Annotated in this window: 12 protein-coding genes; all 12 read left to right on the top strand. The window is 72.7% G+C overall.

Going from position 1 to position 16,066, the window contains the following annotated elements:
* The first annotated feature begins 48 nt into the window (after positions 1-48).
* The 12 genes from BJ999_RS31595 (at position 49) to rpmA (ending at position 15,985) form a co-directional block, all read left to right on the top strand.
* The gene (locus tag BJ999_RS31595) at positions 49-1,551 is read left to right on the top strand and encodes a hypothetical protein (protein WP_179836642.1); all 1,503 of its coding nucleotides are present in this window, start codon (positions 49-51) and stop codon (positions 1,549-1,551) included.
* Between the two features lie 45 nt (positions 1,552-1,596).
* Positions 1,597-2,004, top strand: coding sequence for a nucleoside-diphosphate kinase (gene ndk / locus BJ999_RS31590; RefSeq protein ID WP_089309488.1), 408 nt, complete (start codon positions 1,597-1,599; stop codon positions 2,002-2,004).
* 785 nt (positions 2,005-2,789) lie between these two features.
* Positions 2,790-3,824 carry a rod shape-determining protein gene (locus BJ999_RS31585; protein ID WP_132197821.1) on the top strand — a complete coding sequence of 345 codons (1,035 nt, stop codon included), beginning with the start codon at positions 2,790-2,792 and terminating at the stop codon, positions 3,822-3,824.
* Between the two features lie 142 nt (positions 3,825-3,966).
* A complete protein-coding gene (mreC, locus tag BJ999_RS31580) occupies positions 3,967-4,956 on the top strand; it encodes a rod shape-determining protein MreC (protein ID WP_179836641.1) in 990 nt (329 codons plus the stop codon).
* Position 4,957: 1 nt separating this feature from the next.
* Complete coding sequence (gene mreD, locus BJ999_RS31575; RefSeq protein WP_179836640.1) at positions 4,958-5,557, top strand: rod shape-determining protein MreD; 600 nt, start codon at positions 4,958-4,960, stop codon at positions 5,555-5,557.
* On the top strand, positions 5,554-7,626 hold the full coding sequence (gene mrdA / locus BJ999_RS31570) for a penicillin-binding protein 2 (protein ID WP_179836639.1): 2,073 nt from the start codon (positions 5,554-5,556) through the stop codon (positions 7,624-7,626). Before mreD ends, mrdA begins: the two co-directional genes overlap by 4 nt.
* On the top strand, positions 7,623-8,807 hold the full coding sequence (gene rodA, locus BJ999_RS31565; protein WP_229810334.1) for a rod shape-determining protein RodA: 1,185 nt from the start codon (positions 7,623-7,625) through the stop codon (positions 8,805-8,807). Before mrdA ends, rodA begins: the two co-directional genes overlap by 4 nt.
* Positions 8,808-8,867: 60 nt before the next feature.
* Positions 8,868-10,790 carry a TIGR03960 family B12-binding radical SAM protein gene (locus BJ999_RS31560; RefSeq protein ID WP_179836638.1) on the top strand — a complete coding sequence of 641 codons (1,923 nt, stop codon included), beginning with the start codon at positions 8,868-8,870 and terminating at the stop codon, positions 10,788-10,790.
* Positions 10,791-10,940: 150 nt separating this feature from the next.
* Complete coding sequence (locus BJ999_RS31555; protein WP_179836637.1) at positions 10,941-11,798, top strand: TIGR03936 family radical SAM-associated protein; 858 nt, start codon at positions 10,941-10,943, stop codon at positions 11,796-11,798.
* A 203-nt stretch (positions 11,799-12,001) separates the two neighbouring features.
* Positions 12,002-15,106: a ribonuclease E/G gene (locus BJ999_RS31550; protein ID WP_179836636.1), complete on the top strand. Its 3,105-nt coding sequence runs from the start codon at positions 12,002-12,004 to the stop codon at positions 15,104-15,106.
* A 289-nt stretch (positions 15,107-15,395) separates the two neighbouring features.
* Positions 15,396-15,713, top strand: coding sequence for a 50S ribosomal protein L21 (rplU, locus tag BJ999_RS31545; RefSeq protein WP_179836635.1), 318 nt, complete (start codon positions 15,396-15,398; stop codon positions 15,711-15,713).
* 14 nt (positions 15,714-15,727) lie between these two features.
* A complete protein-coding gene (rpmA, locus tag BJ999_RS31540; RefSeq protein ID WP_075899989.1) occupies positions 15,728-15,985 on the top strand; it encodes a 50S ribosomal protein L27 in 258 nt (85 codons plus the stop codon).
* Positions 15,986-16,066 lie beyond the last annotated feature (81 nt).

Genomic DNA, 16,066 nt, shown 5'->3' with positions numbered 1-16,066 from the left:
TTTGGGAAATGTGCGTGCGGCGGATGACAACGTCCTAAGGAGCACGCCGTGTCCTCCCACGCACGCGAACACACGCCCGGCGACCTCGCCGGGACGCGGCCCGCCTGGCCTCCGGCACGCCCCACCGAGGGGGTCGCCCGGCGGCGGCTCGCGACGCTCGGTGCGCTGCTGCTGACGTTCACCGCGCTGCCCGCGGCCGTCCTGGTGGTGCCCGACGCCTCCGGCAACGTCGTCCCGGCAGCCGCGAGCGCCCTCGCGCTCGGCGACGCCGAGGTCCCCGGACTGCTGCGCGCCACCGGGCTGTCGCTGCCCGCCCTGCTGGTCACCGTGCCGTTCGCCGCCGTCGCCGCCCGCCGGCTCCCCGCGTGGGGCGTGCTCATGGCAGGGCTCGCGGTGCTGCTCGCGGGCATCGGCGCCGCCGGCCTCGCCCACTCGCTGCCCGACATCGGGGCGGTCCGAGGCGTCCAGGGCGTCGGGGCGGGCATCGTGCTGCCCGCGAGCCTCGTCCTGGTGTGGGAACGCAGGAACCGCGCCCTGTCGGCCGCCTGGGCCGGAGCCCTCGCGGGCACGCTGATCCTCGCCATGCCGCTGGCGCTGAAGGCCGTACCCGTGCCCGCCGACGGCACCGCCGTCCACGACTGGCGTGTCGCGCTGGCGCCCTACCCGCTGCTCGCCGTCGCCGCCGCGGGGGCCGCGCTCGCCCACCCCCTCCTGCGCGGACGCCGCCACCGGCGACCGCCCGCGCTCCGGAGCACCGAGCGCGGCCGGCTGCTCCTCGTGCCGGTCCCCGCAGGCGGCTTCGCGTTCCTCGCCGTCGTCGCCGCGTACGGCTGGTCGCCCGGGGCGCGGCTCCTCCTCGCCGGGCTCACGCTGCTCGCCCTGGCCGGCCTCGCCTTCGCCGGCGGCCGGGGCGCGGCCGCGGGCGGCCCGTCCGGCGGCGTGGTCGTCATGATCGCCGTCGGCCTGCTCTGCCAGCCCGTCGCCGGCCCGCTCGCCGGGCTGGCCGCCGCCGAGGCGGGGGCCGGCGGCCCGCCGCTGCTCCCGTTCGCCGTGGCGGCCGCCGCCGCCCTCGCGGCGGCGCTCGCGGCCACCCGCGCCGGGACGCGCGGCGCCGTCCGCACCGGCCACATCCTCATGGCCGTCGCCGTGCCGCTCGGCCTCGCGGGCGGCGCCCTCGGCCGCTGGGCGCTGCTCGCCCCGCTCGTCCCCCTCGGCGCCGGCGCGGGACTCGCCCTCGCCGCCTCGCTCCGGGACGCGAGGGTGGGCGCCGCGCTGTTCGGGCTGTCGCTGTGCTTCCCCGCGGTGCTGGCCGGGCAGATGCTCGTCCTGTCGTTGCAGGCGGCGCGGCTGGAGCGGCTCCGTCCGGTCACCGACGCGCAGCATGTGCACGCCCTGCTGGAGGGCTACCGCATCTGGCTGGCCGTCGCCGGGGTGGCCGCCGTGCTGCTCGCCGGAGCCACCGCCCGCCTGTGCGCCGGACGCGCCGCGGCACCGCGCGCCCGCGCCGCTCGGCTCCCCGGGAATGCCGCTGCGGACCCCGGAGCCGGGTAGGATTCGCGCGCTTACCGAATCCGCAATCCTCTAGGAGAAACTCCCGTGTCCGAGCGCACTCTTGTCCTGGTCAAGCCCGACGGCGTTCGCCGCGGCGTCGTCGGCGAGGTCATCTCCCGGATCGAGCGCAAGGGCCTGAAGCTCGTCGCGCTGGAACTGCGCACCCTCGCCCGCGAGACCGCCGAGGCGCACTACGAGGAGCACGCCAGCAAGCCGTTCTTCGGCGAACTGGTCGACTTCATCACCGGCGGCCCCCTCGTCGCCATGGTCGTGGAGGGTCCGCGCGCCATCGAGGCGTTCCGCTCCCTCGCCGGCGCCACCGACCCGGTCAGCGCCACCCCCGGCACCATCCGCGGCGACTTCGCCCTGGAAATCGGGGAGAACATCGTCCACGGCTCCGACTCCACCTACTCCGCCGAGCGCGAGATCAAGCTCTTCTTCCCCGAGGTGTGAGTCGGCCCAGGGGGCGACCCCCTGGAACCCGCTGTGTTTCCCAGGGGGTGACCCCTGGAACCCCCGTCACGAGCCGGGCGATCCTCACGCCACCGCGCGGGTGCGTTGTGCCCGTGCGAGTTGGCGTTGTGTCGCTGTGGTCGCCCGGCTCGACGGGCAGGTGCGTTGCGCTCGCTCCCCGCACCTGACCGTGTCCCGGCTCGGGTCTTCTCCACGTGCGTCCGGGCGCGGCACGTCCAAGAGCGTTGGATGTGGATGATTCGCACCCTCTTTGAGCGGGGTTCCAGCTGCCGCTGGGTGAGGTTCGGTTCGAGAGGGCTTGGATGTTCCTCTTTCGAGAACCGGGCCCGTTCCGGCGGAGACGGGGCGGGGGCGCTCGTCCCACGACCGGCTTGAGGACGAGTAAGGGCTGGCCCTGTGGTGCCCCGGTCCCCTTCATGAGCCGGTAGATCCTCGTCCCGGGGTTCGGCTTTTCTGTGGCCGTGCGGGACGGTTGTTGCGGAGCTGGTCGAACCGTGTCGGTGTGGGGGCTGTGTCCGGCCGGGGGAGACCCCCTAAGATCCTCGGATACCCGGTGGCGTCGGGTCTGCCGTGGCGTCGCGCGTCTTTGGCCGATCGGGCCGCCGGGTCAGTCCGCCGGGTTCTCTTTATGGAAAACCGGGCTGGTCAGGACGCGTTTTTTTCGCGACGCGCGGCGCGGGGGTTACTGCCCGCGGAGGTAGGCGCACGTTACGATGGACGCGCCGCTATACACGCCCGTCAATCATGAAGGGCTCCCTTTCTTCATGGGTAACAAGCTGTCGTTTCTTGGCCGTGACATGGCGGTCGATCTAGGTACCGCCAACACCCTGGTGTACGTGCGCGGGCGTGGCATCGTCCTGAACGAACCCTCAGTGGTGGCGATCAATACCAATACCGGGAAGATCGTCGCGGTGGGCATCGAGGCGAAGCGGATGATCGGCCGCACACCGGGCAACATCGTCGCGGTCCGTCCGCTGAAGGACGGCGTCATCGCCGACTTCGACGTCACCGAACGGATGCTGCGCTATTTCATCCAGAAGGTGCACAAGCGCCGGCACTTCGCCAAGCCGCGGATCGTCGTGGCCGTGCCGAGCGGGATCACGGGGGTGGAGCAGCGCGCGGTGAAGGAGGCCGGGTACCAGGCAGGGGCCCGCCGCGTCTACATCATCGAAGAGCCGATGGCCGCCGCGATCGGCGCCGGGCTGCCCGTCTACGAGCCGACCGGCAACATGGTCGTCGACATCGGCGGCGGCACCACCGAGGTCGCGATCATCTCGCTCGGCGGGATCGTCACGAGCCAGTCGGTGCGCGTCGGCGGCGACGAGCTCGACCAGGCCGTGATCTCTTTCTCCAAGAAGGAGTACTCCCTGATGCTCGGGGAACGCACCGCGGAGGAGATCAAGATGGCGATCGGGTCGGCCTATCCCGGCGGCGAAGAGGAGCCGCACGCCGAGATTCGGGGCCGCGACCTCGTCAGCGGGCTGCCCAAGACCGTCGTGATCTCCGCCGAGGAGGTCAGGCGGGCGATCGAGGAACCGGTCAACGCCGTGGTGGACGCGGTGAAGACCACTCTCGACAAGTGCCCGCCCGAGCTTTCCGGCGACATCATGGACCGCGGCATCGCGCTCACCGGCGGCGGCGCTCTGCTGAAGAACCTCGACGAACGGCTCCGCGAGGAGACCGGGATGCCCATCCATCTGGTGGACAACCCGCTCGACTCGGTGGTGCTCGGCACGGGCAAGTGCGTCGAGGACTTCGAGTCGCTCCGGCAGGTGCTCGTGCCGGAGCCGCGGCACTGATTCGGACGTGGCCGGCCAGGGGACGTGAGGGGTCGTCCCCCGGGCGAGCCGATTCGGACATGGTCCGCCGAGGGGGACGCGGGGGCGTCCCCCCTCGTGAGGCACTGGGCTCCCGGCGGACCAGTGAACGGGAGGTCGGTGCGTGAAGGACACCCGGCGTACCCGCGTGGTCCTCGGCGCATTGCTGGTCGTGGCGCTCGCGATGATCACTATCGACTACCGCGGCGGGGGGGACTCGCCACTGCGCGGCCTGCGCGGCGTCGGCGCGGCGGTCTTCGGACCGGTGGAGCGGGCGTCGGCCTCCGTCGTCCGGCCGGTGGGCAACAGCTTCGACGCCATCACCGACGCGCCGGGCGAGCGGCGCCGCGCCGACCGGCTCGTGCGGCAGAACCAGCGGCTGCGCGAGCAGCTGCGCTCCAGCCGCCTCGACCAGGACCGGTCCGCGCAGCTGCGCAGGCTGCTCGGCACCGCCGGGATGGGCGGCTACAAGATCCACGCCGCGCAGGTGATCTCCGCGGGGCAGGGCTTCGAGGACACCGTGACCATCGACGTCGGCAGCCGCAGCGGCATCAAGCCCGACATGACCGTGATGAGCGCCGACGGCCTCGTCGGCCGCGTCACGCGCGTCGGGCCCGCGACGGCCACCGTCCTGCTCGCCACCGACCAGACCTCCTCCATCGGCTCCCGGCTCGAACAGTCCAAGGAGATCGGGATCACCCAGGGCCGGGGCCGGCGCGGTCTCGGCCGGGGCAGCGCGACGCCGCTGCGGTTCCAGTTGCTGGACGCCGCCGCGCCGATCAAGGTCGGCCAGCGGATCGTCACGCTCGGGTCGCAGGGGCAGAGGCCGTACGTCCCGGGCGTCCCGATCGGCGTGGTCGAGCGGATCGAGCGGTCCACCAGCGGGCTGACCCGCACCGCCTACATCCGGCCGTTCGTGCGGTTCACCAGCCTGGACGTCGTCGCCGTCGTGGTCGCCCCGCCGAGGACCGACCCGCGGGACGCGGTGCTGCCGCCCAAGCCCCCGCCGCCGCCGACCCCGACGCCGACCGCGACGCCGTCGGCGAGCAAGAGCCCGACGGCGAAGCCGCGCCGCTCGAAGAGCCCGTCCACGAATCCGACCCGGGGGGAATGACGTGCTGAACCCGCCCGAGGCGTCGCCGGCAGGCCGCGCCGCGGTGACCGCCGTGGTGATCGTCGTGACGCTGGTCCTGCAGGTGTCGGTGGCGAACCGGCTGCCGCTGCCCGGGGGCGTCCAGCCCGACCTGGTGCTGCTGGCCGTCGTGGCGCTCGCGCTCGTCGCGGGCTCGATGACCGGGATGGTCGCCGGGTTCCTCGCGGGCCTCGCCGCCGACATCATCCCGCCCGCCGACCACACCATCGGCCGGTACGCGCTCGTCTACTGCCTCATCGGATACCTGTGCGGCGCCGCGTCCGCCGAGATGGACCGCCAGTCCGCGGTGCCGTTCTTCGCCGTCGCCGCCGGCGCGCTCGCCGGGACCGTGCTGTACGCGGGCACCGGCATGATCCTCGGCGACCCGCGCGCCGGGTGGGCGACCGTGTCCAGCATGGTGCCGCTGCAGGTGCTCTACGACGTCATCGCGAGCCCGTTCGTGGTGTGGGCGGTGCTGCGCGCCACCCGCCGGTACGAACGCGGGGAACGCGCCCGCGGCGACCGCCTCGCCGTGCCCGCCGCCCGCTACCGCGCGATGTCGGGGCGGAGCGAGACCCTGTGAACCCGCGGACCCACTTCCGCCTCGTGGTCCTGTACGTGCTCGTAGCCGCGCTGCTGCTCGTCCTGATCGGGCGGATGTGGGCCCTGCAGGTCCTGGAGGGCGAGCACTACCGGGCGGTCGCCGCCGAGAACCGCACCCGCGACATCGTCGTCCCCGCCACCCGCGGCATGATCCTGGACGACCGCGGCAGGCCCCTCGTGCGCAACCGCAGCGCGCTCGTCGTGTCGGTCGACCGCACCACGCTGTCGCGGCAGAAGGACGGCGGCCAGACCGTGCTGAAGCGGCTCGCCGCCGTGCTCGGGACGTCCCAGGACGAGATGTCCAAGCGGATCCGGCTGTGCGGTCCCGGCATCAAGCGGCCGTGCTGGCCCGGCTCTCCCTACCAGCCGATCCCCGTCGAGGACCACGTCGACCCCAAGCGCGCCCTGCAGATCATGGAGCGGCAGGAGGACTTCCCCGGGATCACCGCGCAGGTCCAGGCCGTCCGCGACTACCCCGAGCCGGAGGGCGCGCGCCCCGCGCAGCTGCTCGGCTACCTCCAGCCCGTCACGCAGGACGAGCTCGACAAGCGCAAGGGCCTCAAGGTCACCGGCTACAGCGGCGTCGACCTCGTCGGGCGCGACGGCCTGGAGGCGCAGTACGACTCGGTGCTGAGCGGCGAGCCCGGGTTCCGCAAGGTCCTGGTCGACAGCCAGGGCCGCGTCACCGGCACCGCTCAGGAGCAGCCCCCGACGGCCGGGAGCAACCTCGTCACCAGCATCGACGCCGGCGTGCAGGGTGCGGCGGAGAACGCCCTCAAGCACGCGATCGACGGCGCGCACAAGCAGGGCCGCCCCGCCGACGCCGGTGCCGCGGTCGTGATGGACGTGCGCACCGGCCGGATGATCGCGATGGCGAGCTACCCGACCTACGACCCCGGCATCTGGACCGGTGGCATCTCCCAGGACGAGTACGACGCGCTGCTCGGCAAGAAGCAGGGCGAGCCGCTGATCTCGCGGGTCACCCAGGGGCAGTTCGCGCCCGGCTCCACCTTCAAGATCTCCTCGGTGTCCGCCGCGGTGAAGGACGGCAACAGCCTGTCCGGCACCTACGACTGCCCCGGCTCCTACAACGTCGGCAACCGCGCGTTCCGCAACTTCGAGGGCGAGGAGCTCGGGGCGATGTCGCTGCACACGGCGCTCGTCAAGTCCTGCGACACGATCTTCTACCGGTTCGCCTACCAGGAGTGGCAGCGCGACGGCGGGATGAAGCCGAAGAAGAACCCCTCCGACCCGATGGTGAAGATGGCCCGCAACTACGGGTTCGGGGCGCGCACCGGCGTCGACCTGCCCAGCGAGAGCGAGGGCCGCATCCCGGACCGGGGGTGGAAGAAGAACTTCTGGGACGTCACCAAGGCCGCCAACTGCAAGGGCGCCAAGGAGGGCTACCCGGAGGTCGCCAAGACCGACCCGGCCCGCGCCGCGTACCTGAAGGCCGTCGCGACGGAGAACTGCACCGAGGGCTACGTCTGGCGACCCGGTGACGCGGCGAACTTCTCGGTCGGGCAGGGCGACGTCCTGGTGACGCCGCTGCAGCTCGTCCGCGCGTACTCGGCCGTGGCGAACGGCGGCAAGCTGCTGACCCCGCGGCTCGGCGTCGCGGTCGTGCGTCCCGACGGCTCGATCGTCCGCCGGATCGACGCGCCGCCGGCGCGCAAGGTGCCGGTCGACGGCAAGGTGCTCAAGTACATCCGCGAGTCGCTCGCGGAGGTGCCGAAGAGCGGCACGGCGGCCGGGGCGTTCACCGGCTTCGACTTCAAGCGCGTCGACGTCGGCGGCAAGACCGGTACCGCGGAGGTCTACGGCAAGCAGGACACGTCCTGGTTCGCCTCGTTCGGCCCGGTGGACAAGCCGCGCTTCGCGGTGGTCGCGATGGTCTCCCAGGGCGGGCAGGGCGCGCAGACGTCCGCGCCGGCCGTCCGGGAGATCTGGGAGGCCATGTACGGGACGAAGGACCGCAAGGCCATCCTCCAGGACGGAAGGCTCCCGTCCGAGCTGCCGCGGATGCCCGCCGAGGGGACCGCCCCGTGATCACAGGTTCCGGGGTCGGCAGCGTCGACGCCTATGCCGCGCACCGGTCGTGGACCAGCAGGCTCTCCGGGCTGCGCAGGCTCGACCTGCCGATGCTGCTGGCCGTGCTGGCGCTGTCGGCGGTGGGCGCGCTGCTGGTGCGCTCGGCGACCTTCCACCTGCTGACCGAGCAGGGCAAGGATCCCGAGGGCTTCCTCAAGCGGCACATCCTGAACCTGGTCATCGGGTTCCTGCTCGGCGGCCTGGTCACCGTGCTGGACTACCGGCTCCTGCGCGCCTACGTCCCCATCCTGTACGGGCTGGCGTGCGTCGGGCTGCTGGCCGTGCTGACCCCGCTCGGCTCGACGATCAACGGCTCGCACTCGTGGATCGTGATCGGCGGCGGGTTCCAGGTGCAGCCGTCGGAGTTCGCGAAGGTCGGGCTCGTGGTGCTGCTGGCGATGATCCTCGGCGAGCCGCGCGACGGGGAGATCGGCCCGGGGCGGCGGGACGTGCTGCTCGCGCTCGTGCTCGCCGGAGTGCCCGGCATGCTGATCATGTTTCAGCCCGACCTCGGCACCACGCTGGTGTTCATCGCGGTGGTGCTCGGCATGCTGGCGATCTCCGGAGCGCAGAAGCGCTGGCTCGTCGGGCTGGTGGGCGGTGGCATCGCCGCGGGCTTCGCCGTGTACTTCTTCGGGCTGCTGAAGGCCTACCAGATCGCCCGGTTCACCGCGTTCCTGGACCCCGAGGCCGACCCTCGCGGCGCCGGCTACAACGCCCAGCAGGCCCGCATCGCGATCGGGTCGGGCGGGGCGTTCGGCAAGGGGCTGTTCCACGGCGAGCAGACCGGCGGCCACTTCGTCCCCGAGCAGCAGACCGACTTCATCTTCACGGTGGCGGGGGAGGAGCTCGGCTTCGTCGGCGCCGCCGTCATCATCGCGCTGCTCGGCGTGGTGCTGTGGCGCGGGCTGCGCATCGCCACCCAGGCCGCGGACCTGTTCGGGACGCTCGTCGCCACCGGCGTCGTGTGCTGGCTGGGGTTCCAGACGTTCGAGAACGTCGGGATGACGATCGGGATCATGCCGATCACCGGGCTGCCGCTGCCGTTCGTGTCCTACGGTGGGTCCGCGACGTTCGCGAACATGATCGCGTTCGGCCTGCTGCAGGCCGTCCACGTGCGCCGCCGCCCATTCGATTAGCGACCGGCGACCGCGTAGGCTGAACGTTCATCCCACGTCCCCTGCACGGAGGGTCCCGTCATGCCGGTCGAGTCGCTCTTCCCGCGCCTGGAGCCGCTGCTCCCGAGCGTGCAGAAGCCGATTCAGTACGTTGGCGGCGAGCTGAACTCCCAGCTCAAGGACTGGGACGAGACCACGGTCCGGTGGGCGCTGATGTATCCGGACGCCTACGAGGTGGGGCTGCCGAACCAGGGCGTCCAGATCCTCTACGAGATCCTCAACGAGCGCGACGGCGTGCTCGCCGAGCGGACGTACTCGGTGTGGCCCGACATGGAGGCCGTCATGCGGGAGCACGGCATCCCGCAGTTCACCGTCGACGCGCACCGGCCGGTCGCCGCCTTCGACGTGTTCGGCGTGTCGTTCTCCACCGAACTCGGCTACACCAACCTGCTGACGGCGCTCGACCTCGCCGGCATCCCCCTGGAGGCCGCCGACCGCACCGGCGACCACCCGATCGTGATCGCGGGCGGGCACGCCGCGTTCAACCCCGAGCCGATCGCCGACTTCGTCGACGCCGCCGTCCTCGGCGACGGCGAGGAGATCGCGCTCGCCATCACCGAGGTCGTCCGCGAGTGGAAGGCCGAGGGCGAGCCCGGCGGTCGGGACGGGCTGCTCCTGCGTCTCGCCGCGTCCGGCGGGGTCTACGTGCCGCGCTTCTACGACGTGACCTACCTGCCCGACGGCCGTATCCAGCGGGTCGCGCCGAACCGCCCGGGCGTCCCGTGGCGGATCGAGAAGCACACCGTCATGGACCTCGACCAGTGGCCGTACCCGAAGAAGCCCCTGGTCCCGCTCGCCGAGACCGTGCACGAGCGGTTCAGCGTGGAGATCTTCCGCGGCTGCACCCGCGGCTGCCGGTTCTGCCAGGCCGGAATGATCACGCGCCCGGTGCGGGAGCGGTCGATCACCACGATCGGCGACATGGTGGAGCAGGGGCTCAAGGAGTCCGGCTTCCAGGAGGTCGGGCTGCTCAGTCTGTCCAGCGCGGACCACAGCGAGATCGGCGACGTCGCCAAGGGCCTCGCCGACCGCTACGAGGGCACCAACACCTCGCTGTCGCTGCCGTCCACGCGGGTGGACGCCTTCAACATCACGCTCGCCAACGAGTTCTCCCGCGGCGGACGCCGCTCCGGCCTGACGTTCGCGCCGGAGGGCGGCTCCGAGCGGATGCGCAAGGTGATCAACAAGATGGTCACCGAGGACGACCTGATCCGCACGGTCAGCACCGCCTACGAGAACGGCTGGCGGCAGGTCAAGCTGTACTTCATGTGCGGCCTGCCCACCGAGGAGGACGAGGACGTCCTCGCCATCGCCGACATGGCCAAGCGGGTCATCCAGGCCGGGCGGGACGCCACCGGCCGCAGGGACATCCGCTGCACCGTGTCCATCGGCGGGTTCGTGCCGAAACCGCACACCCCGTTCCAGTGGGCCGCGCAGTGCGACCACGAGACCGTCGACCGCCGCCTGCGCGCCCTCAAGGACGCCCTGCGCGGCGACAAGGAGTACGGGCGCGCCATCGGCCTGCGCTACCACGACGGCCAGCCGTCGATCGTCGAGGGCCTGCTGTCGCGGGGCGACCGGCGCGTCGGCAAGGTCATCCGCGCCGTCTGGGAGGACGGCGGCCGCTTCGACGGCTGGAGCGAGCACTTCTCCTACGAGCGCTGGACGGCCTGCGCCGAGAGGGCCCTGGCCGAGGAGCCCGTCGACCTCGCCTGGTACACCGTCCGGGAGCGCGAGGAGGTCGAGGTGCTGCCCTGGGACCACCTCGACGCGGGCCTCGACCGCGAGTGGCTCTGGCAGGACTGGCAGGACGCCGTCGACGAGACCGAGGTCGAGGACTGCCGCTGGACGCCGTGCTACGACTGCGGCGTCTGCCCCACGATGGGCACCGAGATCCAGATCGGCCCGACCGGCAGGAAGCTGCTCCCGCTGAACGTGGTGTGAACCGGATTCGGCCGCGTCGTCCCTTGAGCTGCAAGGGTTCCGGGCTTACGGGGGCGGTGCCTGGCGGAACCGGGTCCGGCGCCCCGTACTCTATAGGGAGACCTTTATTTCGACTCGACACGAGTAGGAAGGACCAGAACCCTGGCACCCATGCCGGAGGGTCCGGCGCCGGCCCCCGTGACCCAGCGACTGCGCGTCCGCTACGCCAAGCGGGGCAGGCTGCGGTTCACGAGCCATCGCGACATTTCCCGGGCCGTGGAACGCGCCGTGCGGCGCGCCGGGATCCCTGTCGCGTTCAGCGCCGGATTCACCCCCCACCCGAAGATCTCGTATGCGGGTGCGGCGGCGACAGGGGTGGCCAGTGAGGCCGAATACCTCGAACTCGGGCTCACCGAGACCCGCGACCCTGCGCGGGTGCGAGCCGATCTCGACGCGGCCCTGCCTCCCGGACTCGACGTCCTGGACGTCGTGCCGGTACGGGCGGGACGCGGCGACGCCCCGGTGAAGCCGGGCGCGTTCACCGATCGGCTCGAGGCGTCCGCATGGCGGATCCGGCTGGACGGCGTCGCCGAAAACGACGCCGCCGCGGCCGTGGCCGCCTTCATGGACGCCGAGAACATCGAGGTGGAACGTCTCACGAAGAAGGGACGGCGCCGTTTCGATGTGCGGGCCGCCGTGTCCGTCTGCGAGCTGGACCGGCGTGCCGCCGAGACGGCGGATGCCCCTTGTGCGATACTTCGAATGGTTGTTCGGCATTCCACACCCGCCGTTCGACCCGACGACATCCTCACCGGACTGCGCCAGGTCGCCGACCTCGCGCCGCCGTCACCACCGCTGGTGACCAGGCTGGCGCAGGGGCCCCTCGACGCGGAAACCGGTGGCCTCGCGGATCCCCTGGATCCCGACCGGGAGACCGGACCGCCGCCCGGCGACGACGCCGGGACGGCCCACGGCCATGAGCGGCCGCGGTCCGGGGACCCCGCGAGCGCGGATGCCGTCAGCGCCTGACCGTGGAACCGAAGCCGTGGAGACACGGAACCGGTTCCGCAGGGTACGGAAGGCGCACCCCCGACGACTTCGTCGTCATGGCCGGACCACCGTCCGGCGGTGACGACACCGACTGACGAGGTGCTCTCGTGCGGCGCACCGCATCGTTCCGCCCCTGGCGGGACGGGCGGACGCGCCCGGGAGCCTGACGGGAGATTGCCCGGATGCTTGAGAACGAAGCCGATGCGGCCGCGGCCGAAGGCGCCGACGACGGGACCGTCGACGACGAGACCGCCCAGACCGAGAGTGCGCAGAGCGGGAACGCTCAGAGCGAGGGCACGGGCGTGACGTCGCGTCCGCGCCGTGCGAGCCGGCCCGCCGGCCCGCCGCCCGACGTGGACGACACCTCCGCCGGGGCCCCCGCCGCTCAGCCGGAGCCCGCCTCCACCGAGCGGCCCGCGCCCGCCGAGGAGCCCGCGGCGCCCGCCGAGACGGCCGAGCCGCCCGAGACGGCCGAGCCGCCGAAGCGGACCCGGACCCGCGCGCGCAAGAGCACGAAGGCCGCCGCCGAGACGGCCGAGCCCGTTCCGATGACCGGCGCCGAGACCTCCCCCGAGGCCCCCGCCGAGCAGCCTGAGCCCGCCTCCGCCGAGCAGCCCGCCGAAGAGGCGCCGGCGCCTCGCACCAGGACCCGCCGCCGCTCCACCAAGGCCGCGGCCGAGGTCCCGTCCGTGCCGCAGGTCCCCGCCGTCCCGGTCGCCGGGGAGGTGCCGACCCCCGAGCAGGTGTCGGAGACCGAGCCCGCGAGCGGCGTCGGCGTCCCCGGCGTGACGTTCCAGCCGCCGATGGTGGTCTTCCAGCCGCCGCAGCCCAAGGCCGAGGCGCCCGCCCGGCCGAAGCCCGCCGAGGCCGAGCCCGCCGTGCAGGACGCCGGCGAGGAGGACCAGGACCAGGACCACGGGCCGGCGGACGAGGACGACTCCGACGACCGCCCGTCCCGCCGTCGCCGCCGCCGTGGCGGCCGCGGACGGGGCCGGGGCGGCAAGGAGGGCGCCGAGGACGAGGGCGACGACACCGAGGCCGACGACGAGGCCGAGGCCGAGGAGCCCAAGGAAGAGCAGCCCGCCAAGCCCGCCAGGGCCCCCAGGGCCGCCAAGGGCAAGACGGCCAAGGGCGGCAAGGCGTCCAAGGCCAAGGACAGGGAGCAGGACAAGGAGCCCAAGGCCGAGGAGCCCGAGCAGGGAGCCGCCGAGGGTGAGGACGACGACGCAGAGGGCGGGACGAGCCGCCGCCGTCGCCGCCGCAGGCGCCGGACCGGGGCCGACGGCGAGTCCGGCGGCGGCACCGACGACCCGCCGAACACCGTCGTCCACGTCCGCACGGCCCGCGAGGAGCGCGCCGCCGCCGAGGACGAGGTCCAGTCCGTGCGGGGCTCGACCCGCCTGGAGGCCAAGAAGCAGCGCCGCCGCGAGGGCCGCGAGCAGGGCCGCCGCCGCCCGCCGGTGATCACCGAGGCGGAGTTCCTGGCCCGCCGCGAGGCCGTCGAGCGGGTCATGGTGGTCCGCCAGGAGGGCGAGCGCACCCAGATCGCCGTCCTGGAGGACGACGTGCTCGTCGAGCACTACGTCAACCGCGCGACGCACCAGTCGTACGTCGGCAACGTCTACCTCGGCAAGGTCCAGAACGTCCTGCCGTCGATGGAGGCGGCGTTCGTCGACATCGGCAAGGGCCGCAACGCCGTGCTGTACGCGGGCGAGGTCAACTGGGACGCCTCCGGGCTGGAGGGCCAGCCCCGCCGCATCGAGTCGGCGCTGAAGTCGGGCCAGTCGGTGCTCGTCCAGGTCACCAAGGACCCCCTCGGCCACAAGGGCGCCCGGCTGACCAGCCAGGTCTCCCTGCCCGGCCGGTACCTGGTCTACGTGCCGGACGGCTCGATGACCGGCATCAGCCGCAAGCTGCCCGACAAGGAGCGCAGCCGCCTCAAGTCGATCCTGAAGAAGGTCATGCCGGAGCACGCCGGCGTGATCGTGCGGACCGCGGCCGAGGGGGCGACCGAGGAGGAGCTCGCCCGCGACGTCTCGCGCCTGGCCGCCCAGTGGGACAGCATCCAGAAGAAGGTCAAGACGGCCTCGGCGCCGTCCCTGCTCTACGGCGAGCCCGACCTGACGATCCGGGTCGTCCGCGACATCTTCAACGAGGACTTCTCCAAGCTCGTGGTGTCCGGCGCCGAGGCCTGGGACACCGTCTCCGACTACGTCCAGTACGTCGCCCCGCATCTGGCCGACCGCGTCGAGCGCTGGAACGGCGGCCAGGACGCCCTGTCGGCGTACCGCATCGACGAGCAGCTCGCCAAGGCGCTGGACCGCAAGGTCTGGCTGCCGTCCGGCGGCTCCCTGGTGATCGACCGCACCGAGGCGATGACGGTCATCGACGTCAACACCGGCAAGTTCACCGGGCAGGGCGGCAACCTGGAGGAGACCGTCACCCGCAACAACCTGGAGGCGGCCGAGGAGATCGTCCGCCAGCTCCGGCTCCGCGACATCGGCGGCATCATCGTGGTCGACTTCATCGACATGGTGCTGGAGAGCAACCGCGACCTGGTGCTGCGCCGCCTCGTGGAGTGCCTGTCGCGGGACCGTACCAAGCACCAGGTCGCCGAGGTCACCTCGCTCGGGCTGGTGCAGATGACCCGCAAGCGGGTCGGCCAGGGGCTGCTGGAGGCGTTCTCGGAGACCTGCGAGTCCTGCAACGGCCGCGGCATCCACGTCCACCTGACGCCGGTCGAGCCGAAGGCGGAGAAGGCGGCCGGCAAGGAGTCCGGACGCCGCCGCAAGCGCAAGGGCGAGGTCGAGAAGGCCGTCGAGGAGAAGCTGTCCCGGCACGAGCCCAAGCCCAAGGAGGCCGCGGAGGAGCCCGCGAGGGAGCCCGCCTCCGAGACGGTGCCGGTCGCGGAGGCCGCGCCGGAGCCGGCCCGTTCGCGGCCGAAGAAGTCCCGGCCCGCCAAGCGCCCGGCAGGCCCGCCGCCCGAGATCGACGAGGCCCCGGCGCAGGCCGCCGTGGAGGCCGCCGAGGCCGCCGAGGAGACCGCCGACACCGCGCCGGGCGCGCTCGACTCCCCCGAGCCGGTGCAGGTCGGCTCGAACGGCGCCGAACCGGCGGGCGGCGAGCCCGCCGGCGAGCTGAACGGCACGGGAGCGGCCGCCGGCGAGTCCAACGGCTCCGCGCCCGCGGGCGACCAGGACGGCGCCGAGCCCGCCCGCCGGCGCCGTGCCCGCCGCCCCCGCGCGACGGCGGCGCAGGCCGCCGACGGCGGCGAGTCCTCGGACTGACACGAGGCCGGGGCCCTGGCCGGACGCGTTCGCGTTCCGGCCAGGGCATCCGGTACCCTTGACCTTCGGCGCGCCTTCGGTGCGTCGCCCGAATCCGCACCGCGAGCCCCGTCCGGGGATCGTTCGGTGCTCACCTCATCGATCCGGTGGGGCACAGCAGAGAGCGCCAGGGTCCTCCTGGTGTGCCGCCCTCGGCCCGGTGCCGGGGGTAGGCCCCCGTCCGGGGGCTGGTTAGCCACGCGTGGGGCCGGTTCACTCCGGAAGCGCGCGCAGACGAAGGGTTTCCGCGGTGTACGCGATTGTCCGCGCAGGCGGCAGGCAGGAAAAGGTCGCCGTCGACGACGTGCTGACCGTCGACAAGCTGGCCGGTGACGTCGGGTCGACCATCACGCTCCAGCCCCTGCTGGTCGTGGACGGCGACGACGTCGTGAGCCGCACGGCCGACCTCGCCCGCTACGAGGTGACCGCCGAGATCCTCGGCGCGGTCAAGGGCCCCAAGATCAACATCATGCACTACCGGAACAAGACCGGGTACAAGCGGCGGATGGGTCACCGCCAGCCGTACACCGAGGTCAAGATCACCGGTATCAAGGCCGGCAAGAAGTAAGGGAGAGCGGTCTCATGGCACACAAGAAGGGCGCATCGTCCAGCCGCAACGGTCGCGACTCCAACGCCCAGCGCCTCGGTGTGAAGCGCTTCGGCGGCCAGGTCGTCAACGCCGGCGAGATCATCGTCCGCCAGCGCGGCACCCACTTCCACCCCGGTCCGGGCGTCGGCCGCGGCGGCGACGACACGCTGTTCGCGCTGGTCGCGGGCGCGGTGGAGTTCCGGCGCTACCGCGGTCGCAACGCGGTGAGCGTCGTCCCGCCGGCGGAATAGTCCGCCGGGGGCAGCGACTTTTTGTTCGAAGGGGCGGACCGTTTCCGGTCCGCCCCTTCGCCGTTCTTACCAAGGTTCCCT

The organism is Actinomadura citrea (assembly GCF_013409045.1).
Lineage (GTDB): Bacteria > Actinomycetota > Actinomycetes > Streptosporangiales > Streptosporangiaceae > Spirillospora > Spirillospora citrea.
The sequence above is the reverse complement of the archived record's forward strand: the minus strand, read 5'-3'. Positions and strand labels throughout refer to the sequence as shown.